16 protein-coding genes are annotated in these 18,933 nt (G+C 55.9%); 4 read left to right on the plus strand and 12 right to left on the minus strand.

Annotated features, from left to right (window positions below; all coding sequences use genetic code 11):
* Positions 1 to 111: 111 nt before the first annotated feature.
* Positions 112 to 1,962: a carbon starvation CstA family protein gene (locus tag Poly41_RS14945; protein ID WP_146527238.1), complete on the plus strand. Its 1,851-nt coding sequence runs from the start codon at positions 112 to 114 to the stop codon at positions 1,960 to 1,962.
* 81 nt (positions 1,963 to 2,043) lie between these two features.
* On the opposite strand, the gene Poly41_RS14950 is transcribed toward Poly41_RS14945, so the two are convergent.
* From Poly41_RS14950 to Poly41_RS14965, 4 genes are all read right to left on the minus strand, one after another.
* Positions 2,044 to 2,766: an SDR family NAD(P)-dependent oxidoreductase gene (locus Poly41_RS14950; protein ID WP_146527239.1), complete on the minus strand. Its 723-nt coding sequence runs from the start codon at positions 2,764 to 2,766 to the stop codon at positions 2,044 to 2,046.
* A 95-nt stretch (positions 2,767 to 2,861) separates the two neighbouring features.
* Positions 2,862 to 3,365 carry a pantetheine-phosphate adenylyltransferase gene (coaD, locus tag Poly41_RS14955; protein ID WP_197231358.1) on the minus strand — a complete coding sequence of 168 codons (504 nt, stop codon included), beginning with the start codon at positions 3,363 to 3,365 and terminating at the stop codon, positions 2,862 to 2,864.
* A gap of 133 nt (positions 3,366 to 3,498) precedes the next feature.
* The gene (locus tag Poly41_RS14960) at positions 3,499 to 4,845 is read right to left on the minus strand and encodes a hypothetical protein (RefSeq protein WP_146527241.1); all 1,347 of its coding nucleotides are present in this window, start codon (positions 4,843 to 4,845) and stop codon (positions 3,499 to 3,501) included.
* A gap of 14 nt (positions 4,846 to 4,859) precedes the next feature.
* Positions 4,860 to 5,606 carry a penicillin-binding protein activator LpoB gene (locus Poly41_RS14965; protein ID WP_146527243.1) on the minus strand — a complete coding sequence of 249 codons (747 nt, stop codon included), beginning with the start codon at positions 5,604 to 5,606 and terminating at the stop codon, positions 4,860 to 4,862.
* A 359-nt stretch (positions 5,607 to 5,965) separates the two neighbouring features.
* Between Poly41_RS14965 and Poly41_RS14970 the strand changes: the two genes are divergently transcribed.
* The 3 genes from Poly41_RS14970 to purN all read left to right on the plus strand — a co-directional run bounded on the left by Poly41_RS14970 (position 5,966) and on the right by purN (position 10,689).
* Positions 5,966 to 6,532 (plus strand): hypothetical protein, encoded by a 567-nt coding sequence (locus tag Poly41_RS14970; RefSeq protein ID WP_390621428.1) that lies wholly within the window; start codon positions 5,966 to 5,968, stop codon positions 6,530 to 6,532.
* A gap of 150 nt (positions 6,533 to 6,682) precedes the next feature.
* Entirely contained in the window at positions 6,683 to 10,099 is a 3,417-nt protein-coding gene (ileS, locus tag Poly41_RS14975) for an isoleucine--tRNA ligase (RefSeq protein ID WP_146527245.1), read from the plus strand.
* A complete protein-coding gene (gene purN / locus Poly41_RS14980; protein ID WP_146527247.1) occupies positions 10,099 to 10,689 on the plus strand; it encodes a phosphoribosylglycinamide formyltransferase in 591 nt (196 codons plus the stop codon). The genes ileS and purN overlap by 1 nt, the downstream gene beginning before the upstream one ends.
* Here purN and Poly41_RS14985 read toward each other — a convergent pair.
* From Poly41_RS14985 to Poly41_RS15020, 8 genes are all read right to left on the minus strand, one after another.
* Positions 10,686 to 11,633, minus strand: a complete 948-nt coding sequence (locus Poly41_RS14985; protein WP_146527249.1) for a beta-ribofuranosylaminobenzene 5'-phosphate synthase — start codon at positions 11,631 to 11,633, stop codon at positions 10,686 to 10,688. The two genes, purN and Poly41_RS14985, sit on opposite strands and share 4 nt — an antisense overlap.
* Positions 11,630 to 12,241 (minus strand): DUF447 domain-containing protein, encoded by a 612-nt coding sequence (locus Poly41_RS14990; RefSeq protein WP_146527251.1) that lies wholly within the window; start codon positions 12,239 to 12,241, stop codon positions 11,630 to 11,632. Before Poly41_RS14990 ends, Poly41_RS14985 begins: the two co-directional genes overlap by 4 nt.
* Complete coding sequence (locus tag Poly41_RS14995) at positions 12,231 to 12,827, minus strand: anthranilate synthase component II (protein WP_146527253.1); 597 nt, start codon at positions 12,825 to 12,827, stop codon at positions 12,231 to 12,233. The genes Poly41_RS14990 and Poly41_RS14995 overlap by 11 nt, the downstream gene beginning before the upstream one ends.
* A 6-nt stretch (positions 12,828 to 12,833) precedes the next feature.
* Entirely contained in the window at positions 12,834 to 13,307 is a 474-nt protein-coding gene (locus tag Poly41_RS15000) for an ExbD/TolR family protein (protein ID WP_146527254.1), read from the minus strand.
* Positions 13,304 to 13,741 carry an ExbD/TolR family protein gene (locus tag Poly41_RS15005; RefSeq protein ID WP_146527256.1) on the minus strand — a complete coding sequence of 146 codons (438 nt, stop codon included), beginning with the start codon at positions 13,739 to 13,741 and terminating at the stop codon, positions 13,304 to 13,306. Before Poly41_RS15005 ends, Poly41_RS15000 begins: the two co-directional genes overlap by 4 nt.
* Positions 13,742 to 14,638: a MotA/TolQ/ExbB proton channel family protein gene (locus tag Poly41_RS15010; RefSeq protein WP_390621429.1), complete on the minus strand. Its 897-nt coding sequence runs from the start codon at positions 14,636 to 14,638 to the stop codon at positions 13,742 to 13,744. It lies immediately after the preceding gene.
* Between the two features lie 165 nt (positions 14,639 to 14,803).
* Positions 14,804 to 15,844 carry a YfgM family protein gene (locus Poly41_RS15015; RefSeq protein WP_146527258.1) on the minus strand — a complete coding sequence of 347 codons (1,041 nt, stop codon included), beginning with the start codon at positions 15,842 to 15,844 and terminating at the stop codon, positions 14,804 to 14,806.
* A gap of 13 nt (positions 15,845 to 15,857) precedes the next feature.
* The gene (locus Poly41_RS15020) at positions 15,858 to 18,917 is read right to left on the minus strand and encodes a tetratricopeptide repeat protein (RefSeq protein ID WP_146527260.1); all 3,060 of its coding nucleotides are present in this window, start codon (positions 18,915 to 18,917) and stop codon (positions 15,858 to 15,860) included.
* Between the last annotated feature and the right edge of the window lie 16 nt (positions 18,918 to 18,933).

Consider the following 18,933-nt stretch of genomic DNA (forward strand, 5'->3'; position numbering starts at 1 on the left):
CAACGCCTCCATCTGTTTCGCGGTATTATAGGGCGGATCTCATCTTCTACTACTATAGGGCGGTTGCCCTGTGGGTTTGTTGCTTCCTCCTTCCCTGATCCGCTGCGTTCCATGAGCACTTTGGTTGTCGCGTTTGCATCGCTCGTCGGTTTTATCGTCGCTTACCATACCTACGGGCGATGGCTTGCACGCCGGTTGTTCGGGCTCCGCAAAGATGCAGTCGTTCCGAGCCATGAATTGCGTGACGACATTGACTTTGTCCCTACGCGTCGGTCGGTCATTTTTGGGCATCATTTCACCAGCATTGCGGGGACGGGGCCGATTGTGGGGCCTGCGTTAGCGGTCTTTTGGGGCTGGTTGCCGGCGCTGCTTTGGGTGGTTTTTGGTTCCATTTTGATTGGCGGCGTGCATGACATGGCAGCATTGGTGATTTCGCTGCGGAATCGTGGTCAAACGATCGGCGAAGTGGCGGGGCGGCTGATCTCCCCGCGAGCGAAGGTACTTTTCTTAAGTGTCTTGGCGCTTGCCTTGTCGGTCGTGCTCGCGATCTTTGGACTCGTCATTGCGATTATCTTTGCGATCTACCCCGAATCGGTCCTTAGCGTCTGGATCGCAATGCCGGTGGCGATCGGTATCGGGATTTGGGTCTACAAGAAAAACGGCCACTTGCTTATCCCCAGCTTGATGGGCTTGCTTATTTTGTACGCAGCCGTCTACTGCGGAGCCTATGTTTGGCCGATTGAACTGCCGGCGAACGAGGGTGGATTTTTCACTCCCGTGGTGGTTTGGACGTTGGTGTTGTTGGTCTACGCTTTCTTGGCTTCGGTGTTGCCAGTGTGGCTGTTGCTACAACCACGTGATTACATCAATAGTCACCAACTCTACGTTGCGCTGGCACTTTTGGTGATCGGTTTGACGCTTGCATCCTTTTCGGGCCAAGCCGACTTGATCGCATCGGCTCCCGCGATTGCAAAACCGGAAAATGTGCCTGCTGATGCGCCGCCGATCTTACCGTTCCTGTTCATCACGATCGCGTGTGGCGCTTGCAGCGGTTTTCATTGCTTGGTCAGCAGCGGTACGACCAGCAAGCAGATTGATTGTGAAACCGACGCGCAAGCGGTGGGCTACGGGGCGATGCTGCTCGAAGGCGCCTTGGCCGTGTTGGTGATTCTTGCGTGTTGCGCTGGCGTTGGGATGGGGCCTGTCGAACGAACGACCGTAGAGGGTGTCGGTCAATACTCCAACGTCGTTGCCGCGGATGGAACCGCGCTGACCGGGTCCGCTGCCTGGCGGACCTACTACCGGACCACCAAGGCGGACGGAACGCCCGGCGGATGGAAGGATCACAAGTTGCCGCAGAAGTTGGCGGCCTTCATCGACGGCGGAGCAAACTTCCTGTCCGTGATCGGTCTGCCGCTGAAGTTCGCCATCGCCATCATGGCGGTTTTGGTCGCCTGTTTCGCTGCGACCACCCTGGACACCGCGACGCGTTTGCAACGCTATGTACTGCAGGAATTGGGCAACAGCCTTCACATCAAGCCGCTGACCAATCGATTCGTCGCGACCGGAGTTGCGGTAGGAGTCGCCGCAGCCATCGCCCTCGGCGTGGGGGACAAGCCGGGCACCGGGGGGATGGTGCTGTGGCCACTGTTCGGAGCGACCAACCAATTGCTTGCTGGCTTGGCCTTGATGGTCGCCGTGTTCTACTTGGTTCGGCGCAGCAAACCCTTCGCGTTTGTCGCCATCCCGATGGCCATCATGCTGGTGATGCCCGCTTGGGCGATGACCTACGACTTGGTCTACAACTGGATCCCCGACCGCAATTGGACACTGATTGTGTTCGGGATAGGAATCTTGGCATTGCAAGCATGGATGGTCGTCGAAGGCGCGCTGATGTGGCGTAACAGCCAAGGGGTGCTTGAGCCCCCGATTCGAGGATTTCCGGCAGAACCGTCCAGCTAGGGGCGCGCTGCGATCGACGGTCCCGTTGGCCCGCAAGTGATCGTCGGCGATTCAATGAACGGTGTTTCCATCGGGCATGGCTTACATCGATTTCACGCGAGACAGACCACCGTCGACAGCAATGACCTGTCCCGTGATCCAGCTGCTCGCTTCGCCAAGCAGAAAGACCGCCATCGAGGCGATATCGTCGATGGTGCCGACGCGGCCGAGCGGGTACAGCTTGGCCATCGAGCTTCGTTTTGCCTCGCTTGAGAGCAACCGTTCGCTGAGCGGCGTGTCGGTCAAAGCAGGAGCGATGCAATTGACTCGAGTTTTGGGAGCAAGTTCTGCAGCCCAGCTACGGGCGACCCCTTCGAGAGCTCCCTTCGCGGCAGCGACCGAGGTGTGCATCGCCAACCCGGTGCCAACCGCCACCGTGCTAAACAAAACGATGCTCGACAGATCCGCCGCTTTGAGGGAAGCCGCCGCTCGTTGCATTACGCGAACCGCGCCGACCACGTTTACTTCAAAATCGCTGCGCAGCAGCTCTGGCTTCGTCATCCGGAGCGGCGACAAGTTGATCGAGCCCGGGCAATACGCCAGTCCATCGAGCCGATCGGGTAGGGGGAACGTATCGATCTGGTCACCCGTCACGTCTGCCGCTACGTGGTGGATGCTCGAAGTGGTGTCTGCATCGAGTTCGTCAAGCCGCCCGCGAGTCCGTGAGACGATGGTCACGGCAGCTCCTTGACTTAGCAGTCGTTGGACGATACCGAAGCCGATGCCATGACTGCCGCCAACGATCAAGTAGTGTTTCTGATACATCCAGGATCCCGCCGTACGCTCTGTCTCGAGGTGCTAACGTTTGATTCACGTGGGGACTGTAGTTCGCCAGCGAGATTTGGCAAGTTCGAGGTGGGTCAGTCGCACCGGCCCATCTGGTTTCGAAGTGCGGGAATGACTTGGGGCGGAACGAATTTGGCCAACTGAGAATCATCATCGCTCATCGAGGCAATCTGCTTCAGCAGCGAACTGCTAACGTGCGTGAACCGTTCATCAGCCATCAAGAACACCGTTTCGATGCCTGGGTCGAGTTGGTGGTTGGCCATCATCATCGTAAACTCACCCGCCGTGTCGGTCAGGGGCCGGATCCCACGAACCATGATCCGAGCGTCCATCTGGCGGACGAAATCGACGGCCAGACCATCGAACACTTCCACGCGAACGTTGTCGAGATGGGTGGTCACCGTTTGCACAAGCGAAACTCGCTCGGACGTTTCAAACAGGGGGCGTTTGCCTTCGTTGATCCCGATGCCGATGATCAACGCGTCGAACAGTTTGGCTGCCCGATTGATGATATGCAGATGACCGAGCGTGATCGGATCGAATGAACCGGTGTAGATGGCAGCGCGAGGTGGCGACATCGGTGGACCTTGAGGAGAGACACGAATTTAGGGGCGTTTGACGATGACGCGTTTCCTGACACCGAGACGAAGTTGCTCGCGAGAACAACCGACAACCACGAAGTGGTCCAAGCGGGTGACGACGCATTGTAAACTATTTTGCCAAATAGATCGTCTCGTCGGGCGCGATCGCGATCATGTATTCGTTCTTCCCGTCGATCAGGGTGATCGGCTTGATTCGACCGATGCCCATCTCCATTCCCGTGGGGCCGAGCGAATGGAGTCCGATGTCATACTCGCCCGCTGGCAATTCGACCCGAAGCACTTGAATTTGCCGTGGGAGCAACCCCCAGCACCGCGTGTCAGCGTGTTCAGTACTGCTCCATGCCGAGGAGGCGGCAAAATGGAACAGTGACCCAGCTGTACCGGAAAGCCCGAGTGAGTTGCCAGCGGTCGCGACAGCGGTTTCTTTTGCCGCGCGTCGGATCACCGCTCGAGCAATCGTCCATGGCATTTCGGCGTCGTTTTGCTGTTGTGCCAGCATGCCAACGTCGGTCAACGTCTCGGTCACTCCCACGGCAACACCATCTGCTCGGACGCCGATTGCGACAATTCCCGAATCGGGCACAAAGACCGCTGGCACCTTCACGGATGCGATGTTTGGTAAGGCGATAACGTCGCCGCTGTCGCCTTCGTCGTTATCACGGTTGTTTTGGGCGTTCAACACCGATGAGGCGATCTGCATGGCCGAAGTCGTTGTCGGCGCTTCAACTTCTCGTAGCACCGGACCGCGGCCGACGCAGCCGATCACGTACAGCACACCGTGCCCCGGTGCACTGTGACTGCCAACGCTGGCCCTTTCCATGTCGCGGGTGGCCGCACGAAAACTGGGTTGGACCGCACTGACCAATTGGTACGCTTTTGCGGCATCGTCGTAATCGTGGTGAGTCGCTTCACGTAAAATACCGCGGATGTACGGAGCGAACGCAACCGCTTGATACGCCTGGGAAACATCCTCCACGCCACGATCTTCGGCTTCCGAGGCAAGTTCCTTCTGCCGCATCACCGCCTGCATCGCGTAGCTTTCCGCGTCTGCACCGTCGGTAGCTAAGGAGCAAACCGCCAACATGGTGCGGATCATGATTTGTTCGTACCCGGTCGGGCGAAAAACGCGAGCGGTATCGTCGGTTACGATCGACGCCACTTCGGATAGGGGGGCAAGCTTCGGTTGGGCGTCGAATTGATCACGCAGTTTGCGAAAGCGTTGTTCTGCCGATCGAGCATCGCCCCTTGCCAGTTCAACCATGGCCAAGTCGAGTGCTGCGGCATCCGCAAAACGGCGTCGTGATTCAGCGAGTTCGGACAGCGTTTCGGCACTGGTGTCCAGATCGCCCGCCGCAAAAGCCCCGCGAGCGTTGTCGATCTTGCGCAGCCCCCCCGCACATCCGCTGATGACCAGCAGAACGACGAGCGGCAGAGCGGAAGACCAAAATCGATACATGCGAGTTTGCTGGCTCAACCATCTGCTTGGCCGAAGGGCCCGTAATTCCACCATTTTCCAGTGCGAGCTTTCGAGTAGCCTTTACGGATCTTGGCCGATTCCTTCAGGAAGTCGCCCGTGTTGAGGTTCACCATCTCAAGCGTCAAAACATAGTCCCGCTGGCTACTGCTGTTCCGGTCTGTGGTGCCACTGGTGATCGTCGCGTAGAGCAAATAGTCGACGGGCGTGCCCGCTCTGCCGAGCGCGGCGGCAAAAATCTGTCGATTCTCAGGCAGAAAAAGCGAATCGGGGCGAAGCCGAGTCTCAAGCAGTGCCGCATCGACCATCCGGCGGCTAATGCAACGGAACGTTTCAGCCGAATTGATCTGCGAATCGACCCGTTCGTACAGTTGGTCCTTGAAATCGATCAGCTCTTCGGCACTCTTGTTTTCAATGCCTATGAAGCATACGGTCGCAGGCCCCGCCGCTAAAGCGGATCCGACTTGTCCCTCGGCCCCGATATGGCCAGCCAACTGGCCGGGAACCTGCCCCGACATGTCAAATCCAACCGCCTGGATCGCAGGAGGGCAACGGCCGAGCAACTTGGCGACCGACTCGTCAACCAAGGGGTTCCAAGTCGCGGCTCCCGCTGCATGGCTGCCGACCATATCGACGTCGTCTTGCCTCAAAATGTGTGAGTATTGTCGTCCTGCGCACCCTGCGGCGAAGGCGAAGGAGCAAATCGCGATAAGGCTGGCAGCGTAGGCGGCAAACTTGGTCATGTCGGATCCGTATCGAGTGGATTGCCTGTTTCTGGTTGCTTCGGCCGAGGAAATGGGGCCGAAGTCATCGGCTCAAACGAGCCAAAATCGGGGAAATCACGAATTCTGGCCAAAATCCTGTCCTGAAATCCCCGCAGTCGGCTTGTCGGTTCGATGTCAGGTATCAAAATGTGGCTCAAGTTAGCCAGATCACTGCATCCACCATCGGCCCGTCCAGCTTCACGGCGTTGACAAAACCGGATCGACCGAGAAACTCATGTGAGTTTCCCTAGCTTGCCCAAATTCATCGGTTGAACGGCTGCAGCAAGACTGAAGCTGCCAGCATTTTCTTCACGAATCTTTCGAGACTTCCCTTTCCTATGTCTATCGCTGCTCCTGTTCAAATCGAAACCGCGCCTCACGAATTCGCAGCACAGCAATTCGCAGCACAGCAAATGGCTCCGAGTGATTCGGCGCCCAGCATGGAGTCCTGTTTGGATTCGACCGAGTGGAATCAGCCGGAATTGAGGGGGGGATCCCTGACAGGAACAGATTTCCCGGCATCCCCGTTGCGGCGTGGGACCGTCTCGTCGCCGCATTCGAGCCTTGACGACGACGACGAGGATGACTTGGACGATGATGACGATGACAACGACGATGATGATGGCTTCGGCACCGGCGACGAGGAAGCTCCTGGAACGGACGAAGGGTTCAATGATGGGCTCGACGAAGACGACGATGTGGACGAGTTCGACGACATCGACGAGGACGACTTCGACGACGATTTTGACGACGACTTCGAAGAAGAACTCGACGATGACTATGAGATCGAGATCGACGATGAAATCAGTGCTGAGTTTGGCCTAAGCAGCGGTGAAGAGGGCGAGGAAGTCGAAAACTTTGAAGATTTCGATGATTTTGACGATGCCGATGACTTGGTCGACTGAGCAAACCGCTTCGTCCTCAGGCCGACACCCTGACCGTGGCTACAAAATCGGCTATCTTTTCCCGCTTTGTCACTCTGAACGTCGACGAGCGTGTTCGTGTCGCTCGGCTTCGTTTGCGACCGTGCCATTTTTCACCCGAAATCAATGCCGATGTCTGATTCTGTCAGCCCCTTTCGCGCCCCCCCGAGCAGCCCGAGCTTTCCCGAACTGGAAGTGGAGATCCTGCAGTTCTGGGACGAGAACGACATCTACAACCAATCGCTAGCTCAACGTCGCGACGCGCCGTCATTCGTTTTCTACGAAGGCCCGCCGACGGCCAATGGGATGCCGCACCCGGGGCACTGTTTGACCCGCGCGATCAAAGACGTCTTTCCGCGTTACAAAACGATGCGAGGCTATCGCTGCGAACGGAAAGCGGGTTGGGATACGCATGGCTTGCCGGTCGAGGTTGAGGTTGGCAAAGAACTCGGCATCCACAGCAAGGAAGAGATCGAGGCCTACGGCATCGAACCGTTTATCCAGAAGTGCCAACAAAGTGTTTGGCGGTACATGCAGCAGTGGCAAACGCTCACGCGCCGATTGGGGTTTTGGGTCGATCTTGACGAAGCTTACGTGACCTACCATCAAAGCTATGTCGAGAGCGTATGGTGGAGTCTGAAGACCCTGTTTGAGCGAGGGTTGTTGTACCAAGGTCACAAGATCGTGTGGTGGTGGGCACAAGGTGGAACGGCACTATCGGCTGGCGAAGTGGGACAAGGTTACCGTGAAGTGGCCGACCCGAGTGTCTACGTTTTGTTTCCCCTGGTCGATTCGCCCGGTCGTTCGCTCGTCGTTTGGACCACCACACCCTGGACCCTGCCGAGCAACATGTTCGCTGCGGTTCACCCTGAACTTGAGTATTCCGTCGTCCGTGACGAAGAGCTTGATGTTGAACTTGTCATCGCTTCGGCGTTAGTCGAAACCATCGCGGCGAAACTGAAGCGAGACTTGCCGGTGGTCGAAACGTTGCTCGGGAAATCGCTGGTTGGCAACCGATACGTCCCGCCGTTCGATAACTACTACAAGACGCTTGGCGACGCGACCGGCACGTTGGTCGGTGGCGAAACCGAGCATCAAATGTGGCGCGTCGTCGCGGCCGATTTTGTCACGATTGAATCCGGTAGCGGTGTGGTTCATCAGGCACCGGCATTCGGCGAGGTCGACTATGAAGTCTTGATGACCGAGCAGAAACGATTTGTTGAATCGGAACGTCCTGAGTTGCTATGTGCCGTTGGGCCAGACGGGAAATTTACAGACGACTTTGCGGAGATGAAAGGTGTTTGGGTCAAGGATGCCGACAAGCCGCTTTCGCGAACGCTACGTGAAGCGGGTCGACTGCTCCTGCTGGAGCAATACTTGCACGAGTACCCGTTCTGCTGGCGCGCGGATGAGGATCCATTGATCCAGTATCCGCGGCAGAGTTGGTTTATTCGGACGACCCGTTTTCGTGACCTGATGCTGAAGAACAACGCGAAGATTGGATGGCAACCCGAGCATATCCGTGATGGTCGCTTCGGTAATTTCTTGGAATCGAACGTCGATTGGGCCTTGTCGCGAGAACGGTATTGGGGAACGCCGCTGCCGATTTGGGTTTGTCAAGAAACGGGGCAAATGGAAGCGATTGGGAACTATGACGAATTGTTGGCCAAACCGGGAATCGACGGGACCGAGGTGTGGGCCGATGCAAAAGCCGCGAACCCCGAATTGGCGGACGATTTGCGGGTGCACAAACCGTACATCGATTCGGTGACGTACGATTCGCCCTATGCCGAGGGGGCGCGAATGCAACGGGTGACCGAGGTGATCGATTGCTGGTACGACAGTGGTGCGATGCCTTTTGCCCAGTGGGGATGGCCACAGCAGAACGATGACCGGTTCCGCGACCAATTCCCCGCCGACTTCATCAGCGAAGCACTCGACCAAACGCGTGGATGGTTCTATAGCCAATTGGCGATCAGCACGATGTTGTTTGGCGAGGGGGCCAGCCTCACCGAGGGAGCCAGCTTCTCGAAATCGTCTGACCAGGTCACCAAAACATCCTCCGAACCGTTTCCGCACCCGTATCGCAATTGCATCGTGCTTGGGCTGATGCTTGGCGAAGACGGCAAGAAGATGAGCAAGAGCAAGAAGAACTATCGCGAGCCGAGCGAAATCTTCGACAAGTACGGTGCCGACGCGCTTCGATGGTTTTTCTTTGCGGGGCAACCGCCTTGGACCGCCATCCAATACCGCGAACAATCCATCAAGGATTCCATTCCTGAATTCCTGCTGCGACTCTGGAACGTGTTCAGTTTCTTCAGCATCTATGCTGGAATTGATGGGTTTGATCCGACCTCGGCATCGAAGGCGGACAATCAATTGTCGACGGAATCCCTTGCATCCGCGCCAACCTATCGTGACGTCGACCAACGCAGCGAGATCGATCGATGGATTCTGTCGGAACTGAACCGAACGACCGAGATCGTGGTCACTCGGATGGATGCACTCGATAACTACAATGCTTGTCAAGGGTTGACGGCGTTTGTCGATGCGCTCAGCAATTGGTACGTGCGGCGCAGTCGAGATCGATATTGGTCCAGCGATACCGATTCGCAGGACAAGCACGACGCCTACTGGACGCTCTACGAAACGCTCCTTCAAACCACCAAGCTCGTTGCTCCATTTGTCCCGTTTTTGGCCGAGACATTGTGGCAACATTTGACACATCCGTTTGCGGATCGAGCCCGAAAAAGCGTTCACCTTTGCGATTACCCCGTCGCCGAGTCGTCAAGGATTGATGGGAAGTTATCGGACAGCATGAAGTTGCTGCGCGAAATTGCATCGTTGGGCCGATCAGCTCGCGCCGAAGCGAAATTGAAAGTCCGATTGCCACTGTCAAAGGTGGAAGTGGTACTGACCGATGAATCCGAAATCGCTTGGCTGAAAACTCACGATTCACTTGTTCGTGAGGAGTTGAACGTGAAAGCGGTCGACTACACAACCGATGGGGAGCAATACGTGCAGTACAGTGTCGTCCCCAATTTTAAGCGGCTCGGTCCTCGAGTCGGCAAAAACATGCCGGCGGTGAAGAAGACGCTGGCGGAAACCGACGGCAACACACTCTTGACCACACTCGGCCGCGACGGCTTCGTATCGATTGAACTCCCCGGGGGGGAATCGCTTCGACTCGATAACGAAGACATCGAGGTTCGCTTGCAAGCCAAACAAGGCTGGGCCGCAGCGCAGGGGTCCAGCTGCGTTGTGGTGCTCAATACCGAAGTCACGGATGAGTTGCGACAGGAAGGGGTTGCGAAGGACTTGATCCGCACGATCCAAAGTCAACGCAAAGAAATCCAATGCGATTACACCGACCGGATTGTGGTCGGTGTGGTCAGCCAGGATGCGGATGTGAAGGCTGCGATCGCGGCTCATCGAGAGATGATTTGCGGCGAAACGTTGGCGAACGAGTTGAAGTCGTCCGCACTCGATACGGTGCTCCCGATCGAAACCGAGTTCGGCCAAATCTTCGTCAAGCGGGAGCAAGCGTAATGCTGGATCGCCCTCTGAAGATCGCGGTGTTTCTCAGCGGTAGCGGTCGGACGCTCGCGAATTTGATTCACCGTCGTGACGAATTTGGATTGCCGATTGATATTCGTTTGGTGATCAGCAGTCGCGACGATGTGCGAGGCGTCGAAATTGCCCGCGACGATGGAATCGACACGCGATGTGTCCGCAAACGCGATCACCGTGATCCGTTCGAGCATTCACGCGAAATGTTTGATCCTTGCCGCAATGCGGGTGTTGATTTGGTCGTGATGGCCGGTTACTTGAACCATGTTTTGGTGCCAAACGATTTTGAAAACCGAGTGGTCAACATCCATCCGTCCCTGTTGCCCGCTTTTGGGGGTGAGGGGATGTACGGTCACCGGGTTCACCAAGCGGTCATCGATCGAGGGGTAAAGGTAACCGGTTGTACCGTACATTTTGTCGACAACCAATACGATAACGGCCCGATCATTGTTCAGCGAGTTTGCCCGGTACTCGACGAGGATACGGCCGAGACGTTGGCCGCGCGAGTGTTCGAGCAAGAGTGCATCGCGTTACCCGAAGCGATTGTCAAGATCCACTCAGAGCTCTAGCGTTGTCCCTCATGAACCGTTCTCGGTTCATTTTTCGGCGCAGCGAACTGCACCTCTTCGTGTTCCGCGTTGCTTCGTGTCCGCACGAAGTACTCGGCCTCCTGTCGTGTTTCAAACCAGGCAAACACCGTTGGCCCCCAACTGCTTTGGCCAACCCCTTTGGCACCGCGATCGATCAGGGAATCGACCAACCGAGTCACAGCGGGCCCATTGTAGGGGCCGTTCTGAACCGATTCAAACAACATGCCGCTGGCTCGATTGTATCGATGGACGGCGTCTGTAAACGAGGCGAAATCTTCTCGCTGGATGGCCGTGGTGAGTTGTTCGGATGCAAGGCAGCGAAGTTCATCACGAAGCTCCGACGTAGCAGGTGGCAATTGGTTAAACTGGTTCTGCTCCAAGTCACCGCTAACCGTCGGAACAGTTCGCCGCGAACGAAACATGGCGACGCACCACGCGTGCGGAACCGAGACCCGTTCTCGAATCGGGTTTAAATCTGCCGTCTCCATCGATTCCTCGAAGATCAGCCCTCCGGCAAAGTAACCGTGGATCCCGACGGCCGATCGTTTCCCGCGAGCGGCGACATGGAACGCCAAATCTTCGCGATTGCATCGAACTTGAAACAGTAAGCAGAGTGCTTCGGCGACCGCCATCGACAATTGCGTTCCGCTGCCTCGACCGGTGTGAGGATCGGGACGCTGAAGAACCTGCATTTCACAGGGTGGCAGTCCCTTCAGGTTGGCGAAGGCAGCAAAACGGCGCACGATCGCATCGATGCGTTCGGTTTCCTTTGCGCAGGGGCGATATCGCTGCGAACGCCGAACGACCACTTCAGTCGCCGGTGAATCGATCATCACTCCGACGCCTCCGTAGGGAGGTTGTGTGTCGAGCAAACCGAAATGCAAACGCGCGCCAGTGATCACGCGAACTTGTTGGTTCGTCATGATCTCAAAGTGGATGCGGCGAGGTGGGATTCAATGTAATCGGCCAATCGTGAAAACGCATTCCTTTCATGCTCACCCGCCGTTTTCTCGATAAGTGGTTTGAGTCGCTGCATGTGGCATTCGATTTCTTCTCTGGGAAGCAGTTGGATACGCGTCGCCAGAATTGCCGCTTCGATGGTGGCATGTTTTGCCCGATTGAACCCAAAGAAAGGGCGGATGACTTCACTTTGGAGCACACGACACTCGAAGGAAGCTCGCGTCGACAACGTGTTCGATGACGTGATTTCGACCGCAAACCAACGATGACAATCATGCAGTGCCCACAAACCGTCACCGACCGGATGGACCAACGATTGGAGGGTGGTTTGATCCCTTTCCTGATGGATCGCACCGCGGGCAAACAGATCAACATCGTCGCTGACATGCACGACGGCACGCCGTTGATGACAGAGGTTTGAAAAGGTCTTTGAAGTACGGAACGGACGCAGCACCATGGTTTGGCCAATCGGATCCTGGATCGCCAAAGCGTCCGAGACGTCGATTCCCATCGGCGCAAGATTGACCTGGTTGTCTTGATCAGCCGTCGTCACGATCGACTCAAGAATCATGTCGACCCTTCCTGTCTTGGCGAAACGCGATTTGAACAAAGTTCTGCACGATCCGTTCCCCTTGGTCGGAAAGAATCGATTCAGGATGAAACTGGACACCGAACACCGGACGATGGATGTGTTCGATCGACATGATCACTCCATCGTCGGTCATCGCCGTCACCTTTAACTCCGGGGGAACCCTGTTCGGATCGATCGCCAGTGAATGATAGCGTCCCACGTTGGTTGGCGATTGGCAACCATCAAAAATCTCCGTTCCATGATGGTGAATGGTTGATTTCATGCCATGCACGGGACCACACCGCAGCACCGCCCCGCCAAAAGCGACACCGATTGCTTGGTGGCCTAGACAAACCCCCAACATCGGAATGCGGTGCGAAAGTTCGCGAACAACATCGATCGAGCAGCCCGCATCCTCGGGACGACCCGGTCCAGGAGAAATCACAATCGCAACGGGATTCAATTCACGACATCCCGCCACGTCCACTTGGTCGCTGCGAACCACTTGGGTCTCGCAACGGAGACAACGAAAATAGCGAGCTAAATTGTGGACGAAGGAATCGTAGTTGTCCAAAAGTAAGATCATTGATCGCTAACGGCGAGGCTTGGCAAACTTGATCTTCTCAATCAGCTTGACCACCTGATTTCCATCCTTCCTGCCGCTGACGGCGGTGATCGCATCGATGACGTTTTCGTACCGCAAATTATAGTCGCTATCGATTTCAATTTCGGGGCCTTCGTCACCTTCGACCGGTGCCGAGGTTCCGATCAACGAAATCACATTGGCTTGCAACTGTTCAAAATCGGTGCCCAGGCTAATCTCGTTGAGCGACATCGACGCCAGCCGACCATCGGCATCCGCCTGCAAGCGAAGTTTGAGTGGCAAATCCGTTGGATCGATCACCCCACTACTTTCGCCAAGCGGCATGCGGACACTGAAATCACCCTCAAGTTCGACAATCTTAAACGTCATCACAAAAAACACGAGCAGCAGAAAGACGATATCAATCATGCTGGTCATGTTCAATTCGCTTTTTTCGATCTCACCACGATTACGAATTTTCACGATCGATCCTCCTTCACACGCAGTGCAAAGTTGACCAAGTTTTGGTCTTGCGCAACACGGATCACCTCTTGCACATCCCCCATTGCCGTGTCGCGATGGGCTCGGATGACGACATTCGCATCGGCAGCGGTTTTGCCTTCCGCCTTGATCACCGAAAGTTCACGCTGCAGCCCAATCCGCAGCGTTTCAACCGTAAAGTCATCGCCACCGAGGGTGACCTCGCCATCCTTGGCGACATGCAAGATGATCGGGTAATCCAAGGGAGCTTCGGGTGGTTTGACCAATTGGCTACTCGGCAACACGACACGATCATTCGCCTCCGTTTGAGCGAAGTTGATCAGCACCATAAAGAATGCGATCAATTGGAACGTCATGTCGATCATCGGCGTCAGATCGCCACCGGCCAAATCAGGCTTCTTCGATTTGACACGCATCTATTTTTTGGCTCCTTGAGGCTGAACGTCCTCAAACCGGCTCATCAAGTTCTCGCTCGACACGCCGACTTCCAACAACAATCGCGAGACTCGGTTCCTCAGTACGTTGTAGGCCGCAATTGCGGGAATCGCGATCGCCAACCCAAGCAGCGTGGTGAACAACGCCAAGGAGATGCCTTCGGCTAATTCCGAGGGGTTCGGGGTCGAGCCGCCAAGAGCAATCTTTTGGAACGAGGAGATCATTCCATGCACCGTTCCGAACAGCCCGATCATAGGACTGAGATTGCCGATCAAGGCCATGTAGGAAAGCAAGTGTTCAAGCTTCATGCTTTCCTCTTCCCCCACTTCCTGCATCCCCTCGAGCGCCTTGTTGTAGCCTCGCGACAATTTGGCGAGCCCGGCCGACAACACTTTGCCGAGCACCGATTCGTCCGCTCGCGCCATGTCATAGGCTTCTTGGAACTGTTTCTCGTTAAGCTTGTCTTCAAAATTCTCAATCAATTCTTGCGGACAGAGCACATCGCGGCGGGACGCCAAAACATTCATCACAAACAAGGAAACCAACGTGATGGACAGGGCTAAGAAAATAAACAAGTACCCGTAGCCAAGCGAATTGATGGTCCATTCAAGCAGGTTCTCGTCTTTCTTGACATTGGCCGGCACCGCACCGTCCGCCGCAGCCCCCGCATCGGCGGCACCGTCATCGAGCGGTGCGTCGACCGCCGCCGCGGGCTCGTCAACGACGCCGAACTCCTCCATCGCGTCATCCTGAGCCATTGCCGATACGGAAACGAACAACGACGCGATCAACGCCATCATGATCAAGCGAAACGAGTGACGGCGTGTCGGGTCAATCAAGGCCGATCGTCGCAGAAGGGAACCGCAGGAAGCGAACATCAACGAAACTCTCCGAGAAAGTAGCGGGCAAAGGTGTTTTTATTGCGTGCGTCGGATCGCATTCGCGTCCGAATGGGGTTGTTGAGCGAATTCATAAGATACTCTACTTCGCGTCGGCGCGTCAGCATCCGGTGCCCCGGTTTCTGATCGGACAAAACAGGCGTTCTAGGAACCAAATCCAGGGTACCGTTGTTTTAATTCGTCACGCGCTTCGGCCGCTCGCTGTGGCTTACCCACTTTCGGCCATAATTCAACCAATTTGGACAAGGCGATTGCGTGCGCATCACTTTGACTCGAAAACATCAAATGCGTATGGAGGTAGGCCAAAATGGCTCCTTCAATATCCCCCTTGGCTTCGTAAATCGCCCCCTGGGAATTGTAGACGCGGGCGGCCATTTCGACGTCGGAGGAACTCATGTCCGCGACCAGCCCCGAAATCAAATCGAGCCCCTCATCGGCCTGATCACTTTTGGCGAGCGCGGTTGCTTTACCAGCCTTTGCGAGCGATTGCAGCCGAGCCGCCGCAACGGAATCGACTTTCAAAACGAGAATCTTGTCAAACTCGGTGTTCGCAGCGGCAATGTCATTCGCAGCCAAATGGGTCATGCCCGTCCAATAAACCGATTCGATCTGGGTCGGCACCGCTGGGGCTCTTGAAAGCGCACCGTAGAACTTGAGTGCGTCTTTCGTATTGCCGAGTGACAATGCCAGATCGCCGACCACTTTGGCAGCTTCATAGAAATGCCACGAGTCGCGGTGTTTGGATGCGAAGCCAAGCATGGCTGCGGCCGCTGCTTTCTTATCGCCGCGCCCGGCTAACGCCAATTGGCTCTGGCTAAATGCCTTGTAAAATTCTGTATCCGCCTTGATGACTTCCCGTGGCAGCGAATCAAGATCGATACCGTTCAGTTCCTTCAGAGCTTCTTCGTGTTGGCCATCGAGTGCGAATTCACGTCCCTTGGTTAACGCAGACGGGTCTCCTTCGAAAAGGATTTTTCGGATCTCGCCAGCCAACAAGTTGGTTGTGTTGCTGCCTCGCTTAACTTGAATCCCTTGCGCGTCGGTTTTTGCCACAGCACCGATGATCGCCGAACCGGTCAACGGATAGACTCGATCACTCTGAGCGCGGACCGAACTCGCGTTGACCAGCAGGCTTGCCAGCGACAACGCGGTGATCGTTATCTTAGAAAAGGGTTGTTTGCTCATGCTTCTTCAAAGCCTAGGTTTTGGGTTTCGGCAGGCCTGTTACAGGTTTTCCGATCGCTTTTTGAATCTGACGAAGTAGCGAATCAAACTTCGCTCGTTGAGCCGGATTGCCGAGATCGGGATACAACGCGGCGACTTGCGTGACGTCGGATTCGGAACGATTCAAGATTTTCGTATCTTTGGCGGCCCGCCCCCACAGGAAACGGCACAACGCCACGTGGTAACGAGCATCGAAAAAGACTTCCGCGAACTTCTTGTCGCGGCTGGTCAATTGGCTGATTTTTCCCCAGCCCCAAATCACAGGCTTGTTGTCCGCTCCGGGACGGGCTCCGTTGAGCGCTGCTTCGTAAGCACGAACGGCCACTTTCGGCTGCAACTCGGCCGCCCACTTTTCATACGCGGTCGCCGCTTCGACCTGCGCGTCGAGCATCGTCGGCTTTTCCTGCAAGATTTTCTCGTACGAATCGATCGCATCTCTGTACTGGCCAAGCAACCGTTGGGACCGCGCAAGCTGGAAGCGAACCGAAAGGGGTACCTGTTGGGATGCTTTTTCCAACCGCTTGGAGGTCGCAACCGCTGTCTTGAGGAGTTCCGCCGCTTGGCCGGTCGCTTTGGAATCATTCGGCGCCATCGCAGCCTCACCTAATTGAACCAGCGTTTGCATGATCCACTCCAACGTAGCCGGGTCCTTACTCGATTCGGCAATTCGGCTAAGAATCACGCGAAACGCTTCAATCAATTTCGCTTTCTTTGCCTCGGGCGCGGTCTCCAACTCTTCTTCAAGCCCCCTCGCCATGCCGACATAGATTTGATTCAGACGCTGTTGTCCCTCGGCTCCCGAAAAGCTCCTTTGCAGTTTCTCCATCGCCGCAGTCGCTCGGCTCAACAACGCATCGGGATCACCACCTTCGCTTGTCATTCGCTCCACGATGGTGCTGAGCTCCGTTGCCGCCAAATCACCGCGAAACGCATCGTCGTCTGCCGCCAAAGCTTCCGCCAATTTGATCGGTCCGTATTTCGGATCATCCAGAGTAGCGAGCGCCCGTTTGCTGTCACCTTGCCGCAAGTAAACCTTGGCCAAGACCAATGCGGCCTGCATCCCTTCGGCTTCGGCCCTCTCGCCAGCGATCCCATCGATTCCCGACCGCAGGGCGTTTTCCGCTTTGGCCAACAAAGCGGATGCCTCCTCCGCATGCTTCGCTTGACGGGCGGCAATGAAGGCATTCCACAACAATCGACCGAGCAGGCGATCAAACGTTGCTCGCTCGGCTCCCTCGGGCATCTTGTCGATAAGCGTTCGGGCCTGATCCCAATCATCTCTTCGTAAAGCCAACCGAATCATGATGCCCTGAGCAGCGGAGGCTTGAGGATCACCTGGCCACGCTTCGGTCAAGAAATTACCGAATAATTCGATTTGTTCCACCAAATTCCCATTCGATTCCTCGGGGACCTCCGACAACAGCTTTTGGAACGAGCGAAGTGCGAGCAGTCCTCCTTCCATGCCAATCTGTGTACCTGGGGATGTGCGTGCCAAAAAACTGCCGACGACAACCGCATCACGGTATCGTTCTTCTTGGTACAACAAGTAGGCAAGAATTTGTCGGGCTTGATTCAGCGACTCGCGATCGGTCTCGCTATGAATCATCGTGATGCCCCGCTGCAAGATCTGGATCGCAATCAATCTCGCATCGCGGATCTGCTTGGCGAACTCTTGCCGTTGCGATTGCATCTCCGAGCTATCGCCACCTTGTTGTGACAAAATCGTGAGTGCCTGTTGAGCGTTCTCGCTGATTTCAAGAAGTTTTTTCGCCGAATCGAGCGCATCTTCAAGGCTTTTTGGATCCTCGGCCTTCGGCATCTCCACATCATCCACCTCAATACCCAATCCACGCAAAAGCTCTGCCGACTCGGCGGCATGGTTGCCGGGCAACTTTTGAATGTCATTGAGCAGTTGGCGGCCTTCCGATTCCGCGGTTTTTCGCTCGGCACTTTTAGTGTTCGCTGTATCGTCTGCTTTAACGAGATAGGCCTTTGCAAGATCAAGTTTCAACTGCAGCACACTTGGCGATTTTTTTTCGTCCATGCGTAGATCTGCAAGCATCGCTTTGCCTCGGCCGATTGCGGGATCGTAGTCGGGTGGCGATTTGGCAAGAGCGATTTGGATCAATCCGCTGGTCGCTTGGAACCGTGCGTCACGCAGCGGATCGAGATCGGGCTTTTCCAGCAGCCGCATAAAACTGTCGGTCGCTGCTTGGTCGTCGCCGATCGCTTGTTGAGACTGACCGAGGTTCAACAACGCGATCGCTCCGGTCACGAAACCATCGTAGTTATCGCTGAGGTCTTTGAACTCGGCGATCGCTTCTTCAAGCAACGTTTTGCCGTCGGTCGCAGGGTCAGAGTACGTCAATGCAGCCAACCTTCGTGCTTCGCCCGCATTCAGTTTTGCATCGAGAAAATCACCACGGTACTGAGTCCGAAGTGCCGCGGCCTGCGGATCGGCGTTGGCATCAATTTTTTGCCCCTGCATCTCCTTCAACTTGCCGCGAAGGTTCTCGACGATGGTGTCAAATGTCTGCGAAGCGGCAATGAAGGAGTCCCGCGCGAGCGACTTCTTGGGGTCGCTGGCCCCCGAGAGTAACAACTGGTTGGCTCGCACCAATTGTAATTTTCCGAGTTGGAGCCGGGCTTCGGAGACACGCGGGTGGGTTTCCTGTTTTAGGAAATCGGCAAGCGAAGTTTCCGCGCTGGCAAAAAACTGGTCGCGATCCTCCACGCTTCTGGCCGCGACCGCCGCGTCGATGTAGGTTTGCGCCTTTTCGAGGTCGATGGCCTCGCGAAGCGTTTCGGACACCCCGGGGTATTGGCTGGGAAACTGATCGATCCGATCCAAATAGGTGATCGCCGTATCAAAGTACCCGGCCGCTCGCAGGTATTTTAGAAAATCCTCCGCCGGTTCCCCTTCCGCACTCGCCGATTGCGCGAACAAGACGAACAACAAAACAATCCCCAAGCTCCATCTCGCCGGCATCCAACACGGGACGTGTAACGCGAAGGTTGAAAAGGGTCGGAGCATGTCGTGCATCATGGGA

The organism is Novipirellula artificiosorum (assembly GCF_007860135.1).
GTDB classification, from domain to species: domain Bacteria; phylum Planctomycetota; class Planctomycetia; order Pirellulales; family Pirellulaceae; genus Novipirellula_A; species Novipirellula_A artificiosorum.